This is a genomic window from Blautia segnis, assembly GCF_014287535.1.
GTDB classification, from domain to species: domain Bacteria; phylum Bacillota; class Clostridia; order Lachnospirales; family Lachnospiraceae; genus Blautia_A; species Blautia_A acetigignens.
Window position 1 is genome coordinate 1 of record NZ_JACOOT010000001.1, and the last position, 17974, is coordinate 17974.

General features: G+C 45.3%; 22 protein-coding genes and 2 pseudogenes. 1 reads left to right on the top strand and 23 read right to left on the bottom strand.

The features are described from left to right. Both H8S54_RS00005 and H8S54_RS00010 read right to left on the bottom strand, forming a co-directional pair. Nucleotides 1–178: pseudogene (locus tag H8S54_RS00005) on the bottom strand (DeoR family transcriptional regulator); the annotation flags it as partial. Then, nucleotides 175–363, bottom strand: a complete 189-nt coding sequence (locus H8S54_RS00010; protein ID WP_003020302.1) for a hypothetical protein — start codon at nucleotides 361–363, stop codon at nucleotides 175–177. The pseudogene H8S54_RS00005 and the gene H8S54_RS00010, both read right to left, overlap by 4 nt. Nucleotides 364–847: 484 nt before the next feature. On the opposite strand from H8S54_RS00010, the gene H8S54_RS00015 reads away from it, so the two are divergent. Beyond that, the gene (locus H8S54_RS00015) at nucleotides 848–1654 is read left to right on the top strand and encodes a helix-turn-helix transcriptional regulator (RefSeq protein ID WP_186900656.1); all 807 of its coding nucleotides are present in this window, start codon (nucleotides 848–850) and stop codon (nucleotides 1652–1654) included. A 110-nt stretch (nucleotides 1655–1764) separates the two neighbouring features. On the opposite strand, the gene H8S54_RS00020 is transcribed toward H8S54_RS00015, so the two are convergent. The 21 genes and pseudogenes from H8S54_RS00020 to H8S54_RS00120 all read right to left on the bottom strand — a co-directional run bounded on the left by H8S54_RS00020 (nucleotide 1765) and on the right by H8S54_RS00120 (nucleotide 17878). Beyond that, complete coding sequence (locus H8S54_RS00020; protein ID WP_117554235.1) at nucleotides 1765–2229, bottom strand: hypothetical protein; 465 nt, start codon at nucleotides 2227–2229, stop codon at nucleotides 1765–1767. A gap of 21 nt (nucleotides 2230–2250) precedes the next feature. Next, a complete protein-coding gene (locus H8S54_RS00025) occupies nucleotides 2251–2655 on the bottom strand; it encodes an SRPBCC family protein (protein ID WP_117554236.1) in 405 nt (134 codons plus the stop codon). 50 nt (nucleotides 2656–2705) lie between these two features. After that, nucleotides 2706–3083: a TnpV protein gene (locus H8S54_RS00030; protein WP_118651405.1), complete on the bottom strand. Its 378-nt coding sequence runs from the start codon at nucleotides 3081–3083 to the stop codon at nucleotides 2706–2708. Beyond that, nucleotides 3043–3315 carry a helix-turn-helix domain-containing protein gene (locus H8S54_RS00035; RefSeq protein WP_110441883.1) on the bottom strand — a complete coding sequence of 91 codons (273 nt, stop codon included), beginning with the start codon at nucleotides 3313–3315 and terminating at the stop codon, nucleotides 3043–3045. Before H8S54_RS00035 ends, H8S54_RS00030 begins: the two co-directional genes overlap by 41 nt. A 155-nt stretch (nucleotides 3316–3470) precedes the next feature. Beyond that, nucleotides 3471–3629: a Maff2 family mobile element protein gene (locus H8S54_RS00040; RefSeq protein ID WP_118572185.1), complete on the bottom strand. Its 159-nt coding sequence runs from the start codon at nucleotides 3627–3629 to the stop codon at nucleotides 3471–3473. A gap of 106 nt (nucleotides 3630–3735) precedes the next feature. Continuing rightward, nucleotides 3736–4608: pseudogene (locus H8S54_RS00045) on the bottom strand (VirD4-like conjugal transfer protein, CD1115 family); the annotation flags it as partial. A gap of 135 nt (nucleotides 4609–4743) precedes the next feature. Next, nucleotides 4744–5811 (bottom strand): M28 family metallopeptidase, encoded by a 1068-nt coding sequence (locus H8S54_RS00050; protein ID WP_118404137.1) that lies wholly within the window; start codon nucleotides 5809–5811, stop codon nucleotides 4744–4746. A gap of 85 nt (nucleotides 5812–5896) precedes the next feature. After that, the gene (locus H8S54_RS00055) at nucleotides 5897–6064 is read right to left on the bottom strand and encodes a transposon-encoded TnpW family protein (RefSeq protein ID WP_080786840.1); all 168 of its coding nucleotides are present in this window, start codon (nucleotides 6062–6064) and stop codon (nucleotides 5897–5899) included. 284 nt (nucleotides 6065–6348) lie between these two features. Continuing rightward, complete coding sequence (locus H8S54_RS00060) at nucleotides 6349–7719, bottom strand: virulence-associated E family protein (protein WP_118404165.1); 1371 nt, start codon at nucleotides 7717–7719, stop codon at nucleotides 6349–6351. Beyond that, entirely contained in the window at nucleotides 7700–8353 is a 654-nt protein-coding gene (locus tag H8S54_RS00065) for a CHC2 zinc finger domain-containing protein (RefSeq protein WP_181976202.1), read from the bottom strand. Before H8S54_RS00065 ends, H8S54_RS00060 begins: the two co-directional genes overlap by 20 nt. 106 nt (nucleotides 8354–8459) lie before the next feature. Next, on the bottom strand, nucleotides 8460–9881 hold the full coding sequence (locus tag H8S54_RS00070; protein WP_118566199.1) for a serine/arginine repetitive matrix protein 2: 1422 nt from the start codon (nucleotides 9879–9881) through the stop codon (nucleotides 8460–8462). A gap of 113 nt (nucleotides 9882–9994) precedes the next feature. Then, nucleotides 9995–10150 carry a hypothetical protein gene (locus H8S54_RS00075; RefSeq protein ID WP_158568533.1) on the bottom strand — a complete coding sequence of 52 codons (156 nt, stop codon included), beginning with the start codon at nucleotides 10148–10150 and terminating at the stop codon, nucleotides 9995–9997. Nucleotides 10151–10311: 161 nt separating this feature from the next. Further along, nucleotides 10312–10491 carry a hypothetical protein gene (locus tag H8S54_RS00080; RefSeq protein ID WP_118404143.1) on the bottom strand — a complete coding sequence of 60 codons (180 nt, stop codon included), beginning with the start codon at nucleotides 10489–10491 and terminating at the stop codon, nucleotides 10312–10314. Nucleotides 10492–10500: 9 nt separating this feature from the next. After that, nucleotides 10501–10884 carry a TnpV protein gene (locus tag H8S54_RS00085; protein WP_118404145.1) on the bottom strand — a complete coding sequence of 128 codons (384 nt, stop codon included), beginning with the start codon at nucleotides 10882–10884 and terminating at the stop codon, nucleotides 10501–10503. Continuing rightward, a complete protein-coding gene (locus H8S54_RS00090) occupies nucleotides 10881–12764 on the bottom strand; it encodes a recombinase family protein (RefSeq protein WP_118587816.1) in 1884 nt (627 codons plus the stop codon). The genes H8S54_RS00085 and H8S54_RS00090 overlap by 4 nt, the downstream gene beginning before the upstream one ends. A 312-nt stretch (nucleotides 12765–13076) precedes the next feature. Next, on the bottom strand, nucleotides 13077–14150 hold the full coding sequence (locus H8S54_RS00095) for a type IV secretory system conjugative DNA transfer family protein (protein ID WP_186900659.1): 1074 nt from the start codon (nucleotides 14148–14150) through the stop codon (nucleotides 13077–13079). Nucleotides 14151–14158: 8 nt separating this feature from the next. Continuing rightward, nucleotides 14159–14629 carry a PcfB family protein gene (locus tag H8S54_RS00100; RefSeq protein WP_186900657.1) on the bottom strand — a complete coding sequence of 157 codons (471 nt, stop codon included), beginning with the start codon at nucleotides 14627–14629 and terminating at the stop codon, nucleotides 14159–14161. 93 nt (nucleotides 14630–14722) lie between these two features. Then, nucleotides 14723–15439: an antirestriction protein ArdA gene (locus H8S54_RS00105; protein ID WP_186900660.1), complete on the bottom strand. Its 717-nt coding sequence runs from the start codon at nucleotides 15437–15439 to the stop codon at nucleotides 14723–14725. Continuing rightward, nucleotides 15432–15779, bottom strand: coding sequence for a DUF7768 domain-containing protein (locus H8S54_RS00110; RefSeq protein ID WP_186900658.1), 348 nt, complete (start codon nucleotides 15777–15779; stop codon nucleotides 15432–15434). The genes H8S54_RS00105 and H8S54_RS00110 overlap by 8 nt, the downstream gene beginning before the upstream one ends. Nucleotides 15780–16085: 306 nt before the next feature. Further along, on the bottom strand, nucleotides 16086–17570 hold the full coding sequence (locus H8S54_RS00115; protein WP_243176577.1) for a ParB/RepB/Spo0J family partition protein: 1485 nt from the start codon (nucleotides 17568–17570) through the stop codon (nucleotides 16086–16088). A gap of 131 nt (nucleotides 17571–17701) precedes the next feature. Next, entirely contained in the window at nucleotides 17702–17878 is a 177-nt protein-coding gene (locus H8S54_RS00120; RefSeq protein ID WP_243176578.1) for a hypothetical protein, read from the bottom strand. Nucleotides 17879–17974: the final 96 nt, after the last annotated feature.

Consider the following 17974-nt stretch of genomic DNA (forward strand, 5'->3'; position numbering starts at 1 on the left):
CAGGGAAGCAGACAAACAGGATTCCGTTCTCGTCCTCCTGCCCTTTGGATAGCATAGCGTCCAGCATCCGGCAGTACATGACCTTTGCGGTGCTGCTGACTGGAAATCCTGTCAACGCTCTGGGAAAAGGCATACAGGGCGGCAATGGTGTGTCTATCGTCATAAATTCAAAATTCATTCGGTGTGTTCCTCCTTTTTCTTTGCTCGTTTGGATAAATAACGGGGGCAGTCAATCACAACCGCCCGGAAGCTCTGCTTGCACCCATGCTGGCATTTCCGGCATAATTCGTTGTAAGTGACACGCCCCCGGTCATTGAGGTAAAAGGAAAGCTCCTGTTTCCTCTTTTTGCTCATTCTCGGCATATTGCGCTTCCTCCCGTTTTCGTGTATGGTTTCGGGGCGATTTTTGGAAAAATTACAGCCATAGAACCGCCTAAAATCTCCCGAAGTATCAGCGATAGGGTAGACTGTCCCCCTATCAGATTGTCGTGTTTCGGTATCATTTCGGTGTCAGTTCGCCAGCTCTCCCCGGTGTCGTTCCTCCCCTGAATCTCACAGCGGCGTATCGCTCCCTTTGGTACGCTCGTTTTGATCAGGGTTCCTCCATATCCCTGCCAAAAGTCATGGCACTACATCGCCGGGAAAGCATATCCCACACAGGCTGGTCATTCGATTGGAATAATCCATCGATGAACTACCTGTATCATAGAACATTTTTGTGCCCTGTGCCGTATGTCCACAAAGTAGGAATTAGGGGTAAAAATCAGAAATTTCCACGATTGCGGAATTGATATGGTATAATCAATTCAACGGTTATAAATGTCGTCAGAAAGGGGGAACTGCTTCAATGAACGGAGCTACTACAATACAGGAACGGCTAAAAGATTTACGATTAAACAAAGGATTAAAACTGGAAGAACTGGCTGAGCAAACGGGTATTTCAAAATCGGCTCTTGGCAGTTATGAAAAAGATGACTATAAGGAAATCAATCATGGCAACCTTATCCTGCTGGCAGATTTTTATGGGGTCTCCCTCGATTATCTCTTTTGCCGGGCAGAGAACCGGGCGGAGATCAACACGCCATTAAGGGAGCTGCATTTGAGTGATGAGATGGTAGCACTTCTGAAAAGCGGTCGGATTAACAACCGTCTGCTGTGCGAACTTGCCACACATAAGGACTTTATCAAGTTTCTTGCGGACATTGAGATTTATGTGGATGGGATTGCCACCATGCAGATTCAAAACCTCAACGCCCTTGTCGATACCGTCCGGCATGAAATCGTTGAACGGTATCGCCCCGGCGAAGACGACCCCCATTTGAAAGTGTTGCAAGCCGCCCATATCAGTGATGATGAATATTTCAGCCACATGGTTCTGGATGACCTCAGCCTCATTATCCGGGATATTCGAGAAGCCCACAAAAAGGACAGTGAAAGTGCACCCCAGACCACCGTTGTCGATGAACTGAAAGAAAATCTGGAAGCGGTCGAAAATTTCAAGGGCAGCCGGGATGAAAAGCTCGTTGTACTTTACTGCAAGCAGCTTGGTATCAACTATAAAAATCTGTCAGATGAAGAATTTCGCTGGCTCATTCGGATTCTCAAAAAATCAAAGAAAATGGGAACGCCTATCAGCCAGAGGAAAAAACGATAAAGAAAAACCGCTGTTGCATGGTTTGTTGGCTTCCATGTAGCAGCGGTTTGTGCTGTGGTTATTCAGTTAAAATTTAGGGCGATAAACTAAGGATACAACTAAAATACGCCCTATAATTGAATTGCCGATTTCTCTGAATCATTTATATATACTGCAATCGAATCTGTTTCTTTCATATACGGCTTATCCCATAAGAGATGGCTTTTGTGATGATAAATCTTCCCTCCGTATGTATAGCTGTAAAGAACTCTGTACGGGGACTTTTTCCCATATTGTAGAAACTTCTGCATATATACTTTTTCTACAATCCCATTAACTTTAATTCCGTTAGAAATCAACTCGTAATAGGATTTCTTCTTTGCAGAAGCAAGAGCTGTAAAAATTGCTTGTGCAATTAAAAAAGCGACACCAAGTACAGAAAAAACAATCCCAATGTTCCTTTGACTTTGGACTATTGACGTTGATGTAGGCTGTAATATTCCAATAAAACTAAGCAAACCAAAAACGATAAAAGCACAGCCTAAGCACATAGAAATAAGAGCATATAACTGTTCTGCATATTTGATTCTATTCATAGTATTCTCTCCTTTACAACTTCAACATTGTTGTTCCAATGCTTTTTTTAAGTCCAGAACAAATTGAGTTTGCTGCTTCTTCAAATAGAGTTTTACAAAAGGTTTCATAAACCACTTTTTAGGTGTCACATTTTCTGTAAAATCAATTTGTGTTTCATTTCCCTTAGCTGTAAAAATACCAATCCAATGCCCGGTCATATTGCTATTTTTCATGTCAAATTCCCAACGTTTATATGGCTCAACAGCAGTAATAGAAAATATAGTTGCATATCCGTCTTTCGTGTACTCAATAAACTGCTTATCATTTATGATTTCTGTTTTGCTTAAATCGCTTCGCCACTCACTATATTTATCAACAGCAAAAACAATATCCCAAACTTTATGAATATCATCATTGATAATCGTATTTATATTTGAGATTGCCATTTTCATGCCCCCTTCAAACTCTATTTTGTCATAATCATTCTACCATACCATTATGAATAAATCATCTCATGCAATACAATTTCTTCTGCCCGGTTGTGAATGTTATTGCAACGCTGCACCCATTCCATTTGAGAAGTACGCTTCAATTCCTCGGTTACGCCCTCGGCAGTTTTCATCTGCTCTATGATGGTGTCTAACCGTTCCTGTGCCTGTTCATTCAGGTCTGCAAGGTATGTCCATAACTCCCCGGTCAGGGTCAATGTGTTCAATCTGGCTGGGTGGACTTCTCTTAAATATTCCCGGTGCATCCGTCCGTACTTTCCGATAGGGCGGTGTTCCTCCGGCAGCTTCAAATCCGGGATATAGTAATCTCCGACAAGGATATAATCAATTCCGTTTTCCGTTATTCTTGGTTTCAATTCGTTCATGTTCCTTACCTCCTGTGGAAGCAAGCTCGTCTGGTACTAACTCAATCACATCGGTAATCTCACAATTCAGCGTTTCGCAGATACGGGCTAATGTGTCCATGCTGATGTGCTTTCCCTCTTTGCTCATGTTGGCAATCATATTCGTTGTCATACCAGCGGCAAGCCTTAAATCTTCTTTTCTCATATCACGCTCTAACAGTGTGTGCCAGAGTGGTTTATAGCTGATGTGCATATTGCTTTCCTGCCTTTCTATCCATACCGCCGGGGCGGCTGCCCCGGCAGGAACTTTTCTCTTATTATAACATCAATCTTGTGTAATCACAATTTATTCTTGTAACCTGCCGCTGATACCGTCTGGATTGTGCTTTTCCTTTCTTTTTGCTCCCTTTAATTAGCCATGAACTGTTTCATGCCCTGACTCTTGGAGGCAGGGTTGTCGGCGCCGTAACCTTCCAGCAGGTTTACGATACCCCATGCGCCGAGGCCGCAGCCGATAGCCATAACCAGAACCTTCAGAGTGTCAACAGCAGAAGCAAAAAATTCCATATACATTTCCTCCATTTGATAAAAGATTGAATTGTGGGTAACAAAAAACCGCCCTTTCAGGCGGCGGCGAACCTCGGGCCAAGTTGGCCCGAAGTCCATCTATCAGTTAAACGAAATCGTCTGCGCTGTCCAAATCATCATAATTGAGAATGTTAGCGTCCTCGTCGGAGGCGTCCACCTCGTACACCGTGTATTCTTCCTCGGGCTTTAGTCTCAATCGCCGGGAGGTCAGGCGTTCCAGATGGAAGGCGTTCCGTTTACTGTCATGTTCCGCTGTATAGCGGTAGTTGGGGTGCTGCTTCAAATCATACTTGGGCGAAAAGAACGGGGGCAGGCCCCGAAGCTGTAACAGGCACTTGTTTCCGGGCATGGTGGTGATCTCGCTGGTGGTCAAAAGCTCCCGACCCAAACGCTGGGTGTTGAGCCCGTAGCTTTCCGACTGGCCCCGTGTGCGGCTGTCCGTCTGCATGGAGATGGTAGCCTTGCCCAGCCAGTTTTCCGATATGTCCTTTAGGGTGGACGCTTCACGGCCTCCCAGAAACACAATGCTGTCCATGTTGCCCATGATGGTTTCGGCGTTGTCTTTATACAGGGCCTTGCATTGGCTCATGGCCTGATAAAAGAGGGTCAGGCTGACCTCTCGTGACCGAATGACGGCCACGATTTTTTCCAGCCCCGGCACCTGTCCGGTGTTGGCCGCCTCGTCCCACAGCACCCGTACATGATGGGGCAGGCGGCCTCCGTATTTGTTGTCGGCCCGCTCACACAGAAGATTGAACATCTGCGAAAAGGCAAGAGCTACGATGAAGTTATAGGTACTGTCTGTGTCGCTTATCAGGAAGAACAGGGCCGTTTTCTCGTCCCCGAGCTTGTCAAGCTCCAACTCGTCATAGCTCATAATCTCCCGAAGCTCCGCTATGTCAAAGGGGGCCAGCCGGGCTCCACAGCTAATCAAAATACTTTTCGCTGTCTTGCCAGTAACAAAATGTCAATAGTTTTTTAATCACTTTTTTCAAAAAGGCAAAAAAATAGAACGTATAGATTATTTCCATACGCTCTATCTCACATTTCATATTAAATTTTGAATGCTACAAGCTGTAATTCTCTTCCTTTTTTATTCCCAATTGTTTTCTTGTAATACTAAATGAAGTAAGTGAGAATAATTAGCCATTGTATCTTTTGCACGGTTTCCATATTCGTTTTCTATAAAAGACAAATCATCCTTATCGGAATGCATAATCAATCCATGATTTTCTGTTTCTACTGGTAAACCATTGAGCCAATTATTTGCTTCAAAATAAATATAAGGAATTCCTATATCACTAAATGGAGCATGGTCACTTCTCTTTTGCCCTGTTGGATATGGATAATCAACATTTCCTTTTGGTGTTAATTGCATTGGTAAATTTGCCTTTTTTGCAATTTCAAATGCCTTATTTACAGCTTCTACATCTTTAACAACACCTTTATCATTTATGCGTCCTCCATACAAATAAAGATTATCTCCTGCAAGAATACTATCTATATTTATCATTAGCACAATATTGTCTTTTTCTTTCTTTGTAAGAGAATTAACATATTCTTTTGAACCATGCATTCCTGTCTCTTCTGCACCAAAAAATACATATTTAATCGTATATGGTGTTTCGACATCTATCATTCGCAATGCACTTTCTAATGCAACAGCTACACCTGAGCCGTTATCATCTACGCCATGTGTTCCTGCACTATCATAATGAGCTCCAACAATAATAGTTTTTTTCGATTGCCCTTCTTTGATTACTTCAATATTTTGACTTGATTGGCTATCTTCACCACCATCAAAAATATTTTCTCCAGATGTGTCCATCATAGGAACACCTTCCTCAATATCAAAAGAATTTAATTTTATATCCTTTTCTGAATATCCACCATTTAACAAAATAGCAGATATAAACGAAGCCATTTCCTTTTCCTTTTCTGTACCCGCAATTCGTCCTGGCAAGTTCTCTTGAATATATTTTAAAAATGCGTATGATTGTATTCCATAGTTTTCTTGCTTGAAACTCTCTGATATTTCTTGTGTAAGAGTAAAATCTTTTGCATTTTTCATTATTATTGCTGTATGCTTATCACCACATCCTGATAACAAAGAACATACAATAACGATAGATAAAATAATAATGCATATTTTTTTCTTCATAGTATTTCGATTAAACCTCCTTTATAATTTCAGATTTGTTACTCACATGATATCATATTTTTTCTTCATTTACATCCACCTAATTTTAATAAACTGCCATTCGGCTTGCTTCTGTAACCAGCATCCGGTTAATCTTCTCCTGCATTGTTTCCTTTGCATCTTCATTGAAATGATAACGGACAACATAGACTGTCTGCCCGATTTTCTTTGTAAATGTGTTCCCCTCTGTTTTTGTATTCATCATTTTTTCCATAATCATTTTTTCCTTTCTTTCCTGTGCCCGACAGAGAGAGGATTGTCTTTGTCCCTGCCGGAAGTTTATCTGTACCCTGACAACATAAGTGTCAACATGGGGTTTGAAACTTTTTACTGGTTGTTTTTTTATTTTCCAAAATACTACTGGAAAGTTTTTTGAATGTTCTTGTTGACACCTGTAAAAAAAGCTGAAACGCCAGTAAATATAAGGGTTTTAGGTGTCAACAAATCTGTCAACAAGCGATAAATTTACAGAAGATTTGTAGCCTTCCGATATCAAAATCAGCCTTTCTCTCTGTCGGGCAGGTCAAATGGCAGCTCCAACTGTTCTGCCTTCGTCAGCTTCGTAAATCCGTCTTTGTCCGGTTCGTTGCCACCCTCTTCTGTTCCTTCCCTGACCCAGCTTCTCTGTCTGCCATATCCTTCCTTTGAAAATCTGTGGATTCCATCCCTCTTCCAGCCGGTGATCTGTGTATCCATAATGGAACAGATCTCATTTGTCTCGAATTTTTTCGGCTCCCGTTCAAAATGGTCAAAGGCTTCTTTCCAAATCTGGACGGAGCATACATGAGTTCCCTTGTAGGCATCTAGCCAGCCCTGAATCATTCCTGCCATCGTATCTTCCTGTGTGAACTGTTTCCGGTATTCACTGATCTTCTGTTCCATTTCTTTTGAGAATTTCAACAGACTGCTCTTATTCTCTGTTGACCAGTAGATTTCCATTGCTTCTGCCCATAGCTGGTCAAAATAGGCTCTGGCTTCTTTTTCATCATCAAGGATATGCTTCTCTGCCTTGCTGCTGTCTATGGCAATCGGCAGGAACCGTCTTGCCCCGGTACGGTCAAAGGGAATAAACTGCCTTGTGTTCGTTGACCCGGCAAAGATACACTGACGCTTCCGATCTTCCTCATATTTATCATAGGGATTCCGGTAAGTGTCTTTCTGCCTGGTCAGGAATGATTTGATCTCTTCATTGCTTTTCGCACTGATTGCTGCAATCATCTCTGACATTTCCATGATCCAGTGTCCCCGGAGATGCTCATATATCTTACTGTCGTTCAACTGTTTCAGGTCATCAGAAAACCAGTCATCATTCAGTGCAAGGAAACGGAAGAATGTGGATTTCCCGGCTCCCTGCTGACCTACCAAACAGAGCATTTCATCTGCCTTACAACCCGGACGGTAGATTCTGCTCAACGCTTCCATCAGGAAATGTTTCACAACCTCATAGACAAAATCCGAAGCATCAGCTCCCATATACCGTTGCAGTACATAACGGATTCGCTCCTGTCCGTCCCATTCCAGTTGTTCCAGATACTCACAGATTGGGTGGTATGCCCGGCTGTTGGCTTCTATGCGGAGTGCCTTATCCATACATTTTTCACTTGTGAGCTTGTAATACCGTTCAAAGAAATAATAAAAATAAGTCCTGCCATCATCGTCCAGTTTGCAGATTTCCTCATTCCACCAGAGTTTTTTCACAATATCAATCCTGCCTGTCAGCTTGTTGTACTTCATGCTCTCACGCACAAGCGGATCATTTCTCAGCACGACCATATAATTTCCTACCGTTGCTTTCGCAGTTCCCTTTTGTGTATATTCCAGCATCTGTTTCACTTCATCGACTTTACTTTTATCTGCCATCCGGAGCATTTCTTTCATGGCATCTTTCTGTTCTTTTGTAGCAATCTCCTTTATCTTCTCTTTCGCATTGCTCAATCTTCTCCATCTCCTTCCATTTTTCTTTGACAAGGACTTCCTTATCTGCCCTATCCCCGAAGAGCAAAATATCCAGATAATACTCAACAACCGTCAGTTCACTGAGAGAAATCATAAACTTTTCATTCCATTCTTCTGTCCATGTTTTTGGTGCATACTGCTCTTTCCATTCCAGAAGCAGGCTACGGTAATTCAGATATGCTCTCAGGCATCTTAGATATTTTTTCTGCCAGAGTCCTTCCGGTGTCGGCTTCGGCTTTTTTATTGGAACACGTCTCTTGTTCTGCAGTGATTCCCTGTCCTTGCCGGAATAAAGAATCCTAAAATCATCTGCCAGCTTCATAGCAGCATCTTTCAGTCCAATGCCAAACAGTTGTGCTGTAAAATCAATCGCATCTCCCGTACAGCCACACCCGAAGCAGTAATACCTCCGGTCAACTTTCATACTGGGTGATTTGTCATTATGAAAAATACAACGGATCAGTCCGCTCCTGTTGGGCTTCAATCCATACAATTCAACAGCCTGCCGGACAGTCACGTTCTGTTTTACTTCATCAAATAATCCCAATTCATTTCCTCGCTTTCTTATAACTGCTTCCCAAATCCGGGAATCACTTTTTACTCAAAAACAAAAAGGCACTTTGTCCTGTCCTTACGGAATCAACAAAATGCCCTTATAGTTCCAGATCACTAGAACATGATTTTCCTTTATTCAGTTGTTTTCTCTCTGCCTCTTCTCTTTGAATCTTTGCTACATTCTGTGCAAGTCTTTCCCTGATAGATGGCTTCACTTCTTTTTTGATTTCTTCTACAACAGCTTTTTTCTTCTCTGGCTGTTTTAACTGTTTAGTAATCCGTATGACCACTTTTTCCATTGCAGTTTCTATTTTTCTTATCAGCCCGTCCAGTCTTTTTATTGCATAATCCTTTTCTCTTTTGGAAGCCTTGTGTTTCGGATCCTGAATCCACTTTTTAGAATCTTCTGCCAAACGGATATCATCTCTTCTGGTAGCCAGCATTGCTTCTTTTGCTACTTTCTCCACTGCCTTGTCATAAGCTTCACTGGATACTTCATCAAGCAAGGTTTCCACATCTTCAATACGGACGGTAAGCTGTTTCAGTTCCTCTCTCTGTTCTTCAATTAGATCACCCTGCTTGAATATACGGTCTGAATTATTTGCAAATTCTGTATCCTGCTGTTTTATTTTTTCTTCCTGTGACTGAATAATTTCTTCATTTGCACGCACATACCTTGACTGTTTTGCAAGCTCCAGACGATTCTCGTTCACCTTATCAATCTGCATAAGAATTGTTTCCTGTTGATTCGCAATTTCTTCTTTCTGCTTCATACGGATATAATCTTGTTTTTCCAAATACTTTCTTCCACCATACGATGGTTCTTCATCAAGTTCCAGTCCGTGACGTTTACAGATATCTAAAAACATTGTCCGGCAGGCAGAATCAAAAACAACCTTGCGGTTATTTGTCTTTGATCTCTTCTTTTCTGGATCTGGAAGTTCAAATCCAAGTTCTTCCAATGCTGTTTCCTGTTTCGGCTCAATTTCTCCATATCGGTTTGTAGCATCGAAAACATGACGCTCATGAATATGAGGTGTTGCTTCGTCCATGTGTAGCGACCAATCAATAATATGCACGTTAGAGCCAAACCGCTTATCGAACTCTTTCTTAAACTCGTCAAATACTAAAATCAGGGTTTCCACAGAAGCATGTTCATCTATTGTTCCAAGCTGATAGATACTTTCTTCCGGACAGGTCTTTTTGTTTTTCCAAACATCTTCCACTTCTTTGCATCTGTCTGGGTGTCTGGCTTTCACATGTCTCTCATTTTGCTTCATAACGTAATTTCCATAATGCTCTTCATAGAATGCCAGCTCAATTTGTTCAAAAGAAAAATTATTCTCTTTTCCCTGATCTTCCATTGTGGTATATCCCTGATAGCAATCCCAGTAAATATTTTGCCGGACTCTTTCATTGTCGATATGCTCACTGTGTTCCGGATTAAATCTCCGATCATTATGAAGCGGATTGTAAACTCCATTTTTCCCAGATCTGCCATTATGCCTTGTTCCTTTCATTTCACATTTCTCCTTTCTTTCAAGTTGTTTCCCCGAAGGGATTGCAGCGAAGCTGCTTAAAGGCTCTGTCGCCGTTACAGATAGTACCCAGTACCATATGGCGAAACGCCATATCACTGGGCAATGGCTGCCGCCCTTAACCTGCTAAGGGCTTCGCCCCTTAACCCCAGCAAGGTGCTGCCTCCCTTTGCAATCCAGGCACAAAGGACTTCCAGTCCTCTGTACTCCCGGCAGACAAAACGTAATTCCTGCCGCTGTCCCTTCGGCATGATCTCCGTTCCGTCTGTTTTTCAAAAATCCTCTGCATCGGATTTTGTGGAAATATAATAATAGACAAAATAAAAGGCACTAACTTTTTACGGTTAATGCCATTTCCTTTACTCATTCACATTTTCAAATACTTCCTGTGTATTTGAGAGTCCCATTCCTTTCACTGTTTCAGATAACTGCGATAGCTGTCTATCACAGAATCTGTAACACCGTTTTTGTACACTTTTCGGATATCAACAATTTTTTCATCTTTCAGTGCTTTCAGCCAATCCAACAAATCTTTTCTGCTGTTTACATAATTACAGCATCTTCCGTCTGCATATTCAATCCGGTATCTCATAAGCCCCTCCTACACATACACCAATTCATTTAAAATGATTTCATCTACCCGGCTTCTCACATTGTTTGCCCGGCGAACCCATTCCATTTGATCTCTGCTTTTCAATTCCTCTGTAATACCTTCCTGTTCCATGATCTGATTCATGAGAAAATCTCTGTATTCTACGCACTGCTCATTTAAGTCTGCAAGGTAAGTCCAGAGTTCCCCAGTCAATGTCAGATAGGAATATAAGCCACCTTTGTAGTCTTTCAGATAGTTTCTGTGAAGGCTTCCATAAAAGCCAATATCACGCTTTTCTTCCGACACAGCGATCAGTGGCAGATAGATTTCCCCGACAAGGATATAATCCAGACCATTGCTGTCATCGTGAACGATTCTTTCTAATTTACTCATGCTGATGCAACTCCTTTCTTCGGTTCTGCAGGTGGAAGCAGTGATACCGGAACGAACACACCCTTTGCAATATCTTCCTGACGGATTTCCTCTTTTTTTGCATCCATTTCAGCTTTCTTTTTTGCTTTTGTCCGTTCATAGTATTCTTGCTGCTTGCCACTTGCTTTTCTTTTCAGGTAATTCTGATGAAGCCTGTCTTTTCTGGCTTCCCGCTTCTTCATTTCTTCAATTTCCTCTGACGTCATTTCCACCTCACCGAAATGTGGCGGTAAATATTTTCCAATGAAATTAAAATAGATTTCCACTTCCTGAGTTGTCTCAATGCTTCCTTTTCGGTCACGCTCATGAACCACAATCTTTTCAACAAATTCGTTCAGCATGTAAGTGGTCAATTCATCAAAGTTTTGGTATTTATCAACCAGAGCAATAAACTTCTCCGCTGATCTGCGACCTTCTTCATAACCTGATAATTCAGCTTCCATATCTGCAATTTCTGCCGACAAATCTTTCTGTTCTTTAGAATATTGTCCGTCAAGAATCGCATAACGTTCATCTGGCAGCTTGCCAAGAATATTGTCCTCATAGATTCTGCAGATCAGTTTTTCCAGTTCCTGCACACGCTTTTTTGCTTCTGCTAATCTGCTTTTCAATCTTATGATCTCACTGGACTGCTGTGAAGTCTGTGCTTTTTTTACTGTCTCCAAAAATTCTTCACGATTCAACTGTGAATACTCCGCAACAGCCTTTAAAAGTTCCTTAATCAGCTCCATAACCACATCGGCATTAATTCTGTGCTGTGTCTGGCAGAGTGTTCCAACCGGAACTTTAGAATATGCAGAACAGGTATATTGTGGAACTCGCTTGCCATTATTTACCCGATGAACATACATTTTGGAACCACAGTCTGCACAATACATCAGACCTGTCAGTGGGTGGGCTTCTCCCCATCCATCTGGATACCTTCTCACATTGCTTCGGATTCTCTGCACATTGTCAAAAGTTTCCTGATCTATGATTGCTTCCTGCGTGTTCTCAAACACCGTCCAGTTATCCTCAGATACATAATGGCTTTTCTTATCCTTGAAATGCTTTCTGGTCTTGAAGTTCACTGTATGACCAAGATACTCTCTTTTCTTTAGAATACCGGCAACAGTAGAAGAGCCCCAGCCATAAGGATCTTTGATTTCTTCTACTCTGCCTTTCCATAATCCGGCATCTTTCTTTGCCATATGAACCGCTGGTATCTCAACCTTATCCTCTTTCAGTGCCCTGGCAATCTGATATGGTCCGTATCCATCCATTGTCATGTGAAAGATTCTCCGTACAACTACAGCTGCTTCTTCATCAACGATCCATACATTCGGATCATCCTTGTCTTTCAGATACCCATACGGTGTTGTACTTGCCACATGCTTGCCGGATTTCCCTTTCGCCTTGAAAGTGGATTTTATCTTTTTACTGGTATCCCTTGCATACCATTCATTCATGATATTTCGGAATGGAGTAAAATCATCGTCCTCCCGGAAGCTGTCTACATTCTCGTTGACTGCAATCAGGCGGACATTTTTCTGTCGCAGCAACTCCATATATTGTCCGACTTTCAGATAATCTCTTCCCATTCGGCTCATATCTTTAATCAGGATCGTTCCGACTTTCCCTGACTCAACTTCTTTCATCATGGCAAGAAAGCCTGGACGATCAAATCTTGTACCGGAGATACCATCATCAGTAAAATGAACAAGATTGGTAAATCCATGTTCTTTTGCATATTGTTCCAGCAGTTTCTTCTGATTCGAAATACTGTTGGATTCTCCGTTTAATTCATCATCACGACTAAGACGTTCATACAACGCTGTCATGAATCCTTGTTTCTCTGTCATAGTCAGATGTCCTCCTTCCTTTGTTTATTAAATTCCTGTTCTCATCCCATATCCGTTCCTGTACCGGGTGCTGATGTTTCCGGGACGTATTAACCAGAAAAGACACGCTGAATGCCTATTCAGTTCTGGTATCACTATGGGCAGGCTGTTTCGTTTTCAAAGTTCGTGTAAGAAGTAAAAAAGTTCTTTACACTAAACGAAATGCTCAGAGGTCTTTTTACAGCCCCCTTACTACATTTTTTTGATTTCGTGTCATCTTTTTAAAGTTCCTTACACAATCTCTGTACTGACGAAACAAAATACGGACATGTTTTAAAATTGTTTTTTACAAAATACAATTTTGTTCTTTAAGGTAAAAAAATAAGCCTCAAGAGACTTTTTAATCATTTTGGAGCTCCAACTCTTTAAAATTGATTGATTAAGAAGTCTCTTCAAACTTACTACACCGCTGGCTAATTTGTACTTGGCATATTGGCGCACAGCGAAATGCTGGGGATTGCGCTTGGCGAGGCCGTCAAACATATAGTCCACGGCGTTCTTGAAACTTTCATCATCTTCCCTTACTTCCATGCTGTTTATCATTTCTACCAGCGTGTTCATGTTGCGCTCCTCCTCCGGCCCCTCAAAGACGATATAGGCCACAAGAGCGCAGTACAAAAGCGTTTCCGCTTTCGTCCAGAACTCGTCCCCCTCTTTGCCGTCTCCCTTGGTGTTGGCAATTAAGGCATTGACGAATTTCAGCACATCACTTTCCGTCTTGATATAGGACATGGGGTTATAGTGCATGGACTTGGAAAAATCAATGCTGTTGAATACCTTGACCTTGTAGCCCTTCTTCCGTTGCAGGAAATAGCCGCATTGGGAGAGGGTGCCGCCCTTGGGGTCTACCACCACATAGGACGAATGGGCTTGAAGGAGCTGGGGTGTCAGCCAGAACCTCGTTTTGCCCGAGCCGGACGAACCGATGACACAGGCGTTCAGGTTTCTGGCGTTGGCCGGGATCTTGGGCCGGGTGTTCATCGTGAGAAATTCCGTCCCGGTCAGGATGACATTGTTCTCAAATTTGGGGTCTACAAAGGGCTTTATATCTGCCTCCGTACCCCAGCGGGCAGAACCATATTCCATATCTCGGCGAAATTTCCGGGCCTTCTTGATTTTGGACTGTACCACAAAGTACAGTATCACGGCCCCGGCCACGCCCACGGCGAGGTCAAGGAGCCCCAGCCCCGGCACATAGCTCTGAAACACCGGGCCGATGGTCTTGACCATGCCGAACAGCTTTTCCCCGAGGTTGGCCCCCGCCGCCATGCGGTAGGCGGTGCCGCACTTGGAGAAAAACCAAAAGGCTATGAGATAGGGGAAATATGGGAGTACATATTTCTTGATTTTCTTGCTTACCGTTCCTCCTTCACCGCCTCTCTGGCCCGTTCCTTCTGTTTGGGCCTTTCCGCTATCTGTTCCACGAATTGACGGAGCTGGCCGAGGATAGACGGCTTATCCTGTTTGCGGCCCATGACCTTTTCCGTATATTTGGAGAAGGCCGCCGTAATGGCGTCTGCCTGATCTGCCTTGAAGAACAGCAGATAGTGGCCGGGGCTGGTCTTGTGAAAGGCGTAGTCCACATGGAACTCTTTGGCGATACGGTCAAAGTCCTTGGGGGCTCCCACATATTTCATGGCGCTTTTGCCGCCGTAGTGGTTCATCAGCTTTTTAACGCTTTGCCTGCCGTGGGGCCGCTTGGCCGCCGACTGCTGTTTGGCTATTTCCTCAAAGACCTTTTTGCAGGCCGCCACCAGCGCCCGACCCGAGAGCTTGGCCGCTTTTATGGAGATAGCGATTGTCCGTTCTTCTACATATTCCTGCATACTGCCTCCTTTCCTCCGGGTGGGTCAGGAAAACCGGGAGGCCCCCGGAGAGCCGCCCGGACGATAAGACCTCGGGCCAAGTTGGCCCGAGGTCTACCGTTCCTCATGGGAAGGCCCCGCCTTGTCCTTATGGGGGACAGGCGGAGCCTCCTGAAACTGTTTAATGGCTGCCAAGATGGAGCGGGTTTCCGTTTTCTCGTCCCGGGCATGGACATTGGAGATACGGTATTCGTCTGGAATATCGTCCAGCCCGGTATAGTGCTCAACGAATTTGCCCTGATTGTTGAACACATAGCCGCCGGGGGCAAAGTGACCGCCCTCGTTGATACGAACATCCCGCCCGTATGCCTCATAGTCGATGTAGTCAACTAAATACTCAGGGATTTGGAGAGCGTCAACCTCCAGAAGATACATACGGCCCAAATCTTCCTCGTCCTTTACTCCGGTGTAAAACTCGAAGCAGTCGAGGTTTTGGGTCAGGTTTATCAAGTCCTTGACGCTGCCTGTGTACTCCCCGGCGTCCATGACCGCCTCCAGCTTTTCCAGCTCGTCCGGGGTCATTTCTTCCAGAAGGTGCGCCAGATAGTTGAGCTCGTCAAGACTTTCGTATTCCCCGAGGTGGTCATACAGCCCCAGCACATCGCTCTCATAGTTGGTGATGAAGTATTCCTGATACCGTATGCCGTCTATGCCGATCCGGGAGAATAGAGCCCGCACTTCCTCGGCAGTCGTGGGGAATTTCAGATATTCCCCCACCTCGACCCCATACTCCGGGTACATCCCCAGATTGGTCACATAGGCTTCAAACATCATGGCGGCCCTGCTGGTTGACGGTCAGGATACCGTCAAGGGTGGTGGCCGTGATATTCAGCCGCTTGGCAACGGCAATATCGTTCTTCACATCCTCGTCCACCTCGCCGCCGCAGACTACCAGCACATGAGAGCGGCGCAGCATATCCCGGCGCATATCGATCCCGTTCTTGTGTTCCTCCGGGATAGCGTCATTGATGAACAGCGGCAGGTAGAGAATGGGGCAGATAGGAGAAAAGCCCGCTTCGTATGCCATGCGGCAGTAGCGGGCGGCCAGTTCCATATCCGTGTCAGGTTCGCCGCACCATGCGGCGGTAATGTATGCTAAAGGTCGTTTCAAGGTTTTCCCTCCATTCTGATGAAATGTAGTCAGGCGAAAAGAGCCCATCCCCTCCGCCCCTTCCCGTGGGAAGGGGGACGGCTCAAAGGAATATATATCCCCGTCGCTTGCCGCCTCAAAGCATAACCGGGAGAAATCCGTCAAGGGTGCCTTTGGCACCGCCTGCGGCGGCTGTGGCCCTTGACTGATTTTCCCGGATATGCTACCTGAAAACCGGCGACGGGGAATATTAAATATCCTTTGAGCTTCGGGGTGCGGGGCAGAGCCCCGCATAGCTCCTCGGGCCAAGTTGGCCCGAAGTGGGCGTTACTTCTCCTGTTGGGCAGCCTTTTTCTCCGGCTTCGCCACTTCCTTCTGCTGGCCCTTCCAGTCGTCCAGCAGCTTGATGATCTGGTCTTTCATTTCCCTCGGGGTGGTTTCCTTCCCGAAGTATTTGCTTAATTCCGCACCTGTCAAAATCACTTTGTCTACCTCCTTCTTATCCTCCATCATAATGCCGTCGATCACATCTCCGTTGAGAACGCCCTTCTGGTCAAGCTCCCTCATGCGCTGGGCCTGCGAGAGAGAAGGGGCCGACTGCTGGCTTTCGATGGCTACGGCGATATACCGCTGGTTCTTGGGCTTGATATAGGCCAGCTCCACAGCCGGGGTAAACTTGATCTGCCCGGCGTCCATCATTTTCTGCAAATCGGGAACAAGGTCGTTGAGCTTGATATACCGCTGCACCTGCTTGACGGTCATTTTGTTTCGCTCGGCCACAATCTCATTGGAACGCCGCCCGGTGTCCTTCGGGTCAAGTTGGCCCGAAGTGGCCTCCTTGGCTCCTTGGTGCTTGATGGCCTCCAACTGCATTTTCAGAGCCTTGGCCCGCTCACTCGGCAGGATATTTTCACGCTGGTTTGTGTTGTCCTCCACCATCTGCGTGATGGCCTGCTCGTCCGTCAGGTTGCGGATGATACAGGGCATATCTGTAAAGCCCGCAAGCTCGCTGGCCTTCTGGCGGCGGTGGCCTGACACAATTTCATAGCCGCCGTCCTCACGAGGCCGGACAATAGCGGGCTGGGTCACGCCCTTGTCCCGGACGCTGGACACCATAGCCTTCATTTCCTCGTCGTTGCGGACTTGGAAGGGATGATTTTTGAAGGCGTGGAGGTCAGACAGTTTCAGGTAAACAATCTGCTCGTCCTTGGCCGGGCGGGGAGCCTCGGCGGGGGCCGGGGGCGTTTCAGCCTGAACGGGAGCCTTTACCTCTGGCGCACCCTTGGCAGGCTTGGGAGCCTTGGGGGCTTTCTCGCCCTTCTTGGTGGGAGCGGGCTTCTGCGCCGCCTTATCCTTTTTACCGGGAGCCTCCTTCTGTGCGGGAGCGGCAGACTTGGCCTTGTCCTCCTTGGGAGGGCGGCCCCGGCGCTTCGGGGGCTGTTCCTGCTCCTTGGGCTGTTCCCGCTTCTGCCCGGCCTCCTTGGACGGTGAAGTGGGAGCCACCTTATCCGGTGTTTTTGCCTCCTGCTGTGCGGCGGCCTTTTCCGCCGCTTTCTTCTCGGCCATAATTTCAGAGAAGTTAAAGACGGACACGCTGGCGGCTTTCTGTTCCTTGGGAGCGTCAGCGCCTTTCTCCGTCTGGGCGGGTGCCGCCTGCTCGGGAGCCGGGGCCTTATCCGGGGAACCCGCTTCGGGGGCAGGCTGTTCCTGCTTGGGTGCCGGAGCTCCGCCGCCCGCCTCGGGCTGTACCGGGGCCGGGCCAGCGTCCGGCCCGGTTGCGTCGGTCACAACTTTTGTTTTTTCATCGGCCATTCGCATTACCTCCTTCTTATTTGATGGCATGAAAAAAGGGCCTAACCGTTTCCAGTCAAGCCCCACAGATAGGGATACCTCCTTTCCCTGCCCATGAAAAAACCGCCCTGTGTCTCGATAGGGCGGTAAATTCAGTAGGTTGGCAGTCCATATTTGGTTGTTTTATGTAGTATCCCTTTGTAAACCGACGCAAGTGTTTCCTGAACAGCATCACAACAATCTGCATCATTTTTTAAAATGGATTTGGCCACATGATACAGCATCGCTTCTGCATCGTGGACCTCCTTAATAAATGCACTTTTTGTCATAGCCTGTTTCTCCTTTGGTCCGGACATTTATACACGTGTTTTTTTATTTTACATCAATTAGATGCATTTGAACCTGTCTCTTATACACATCTGACG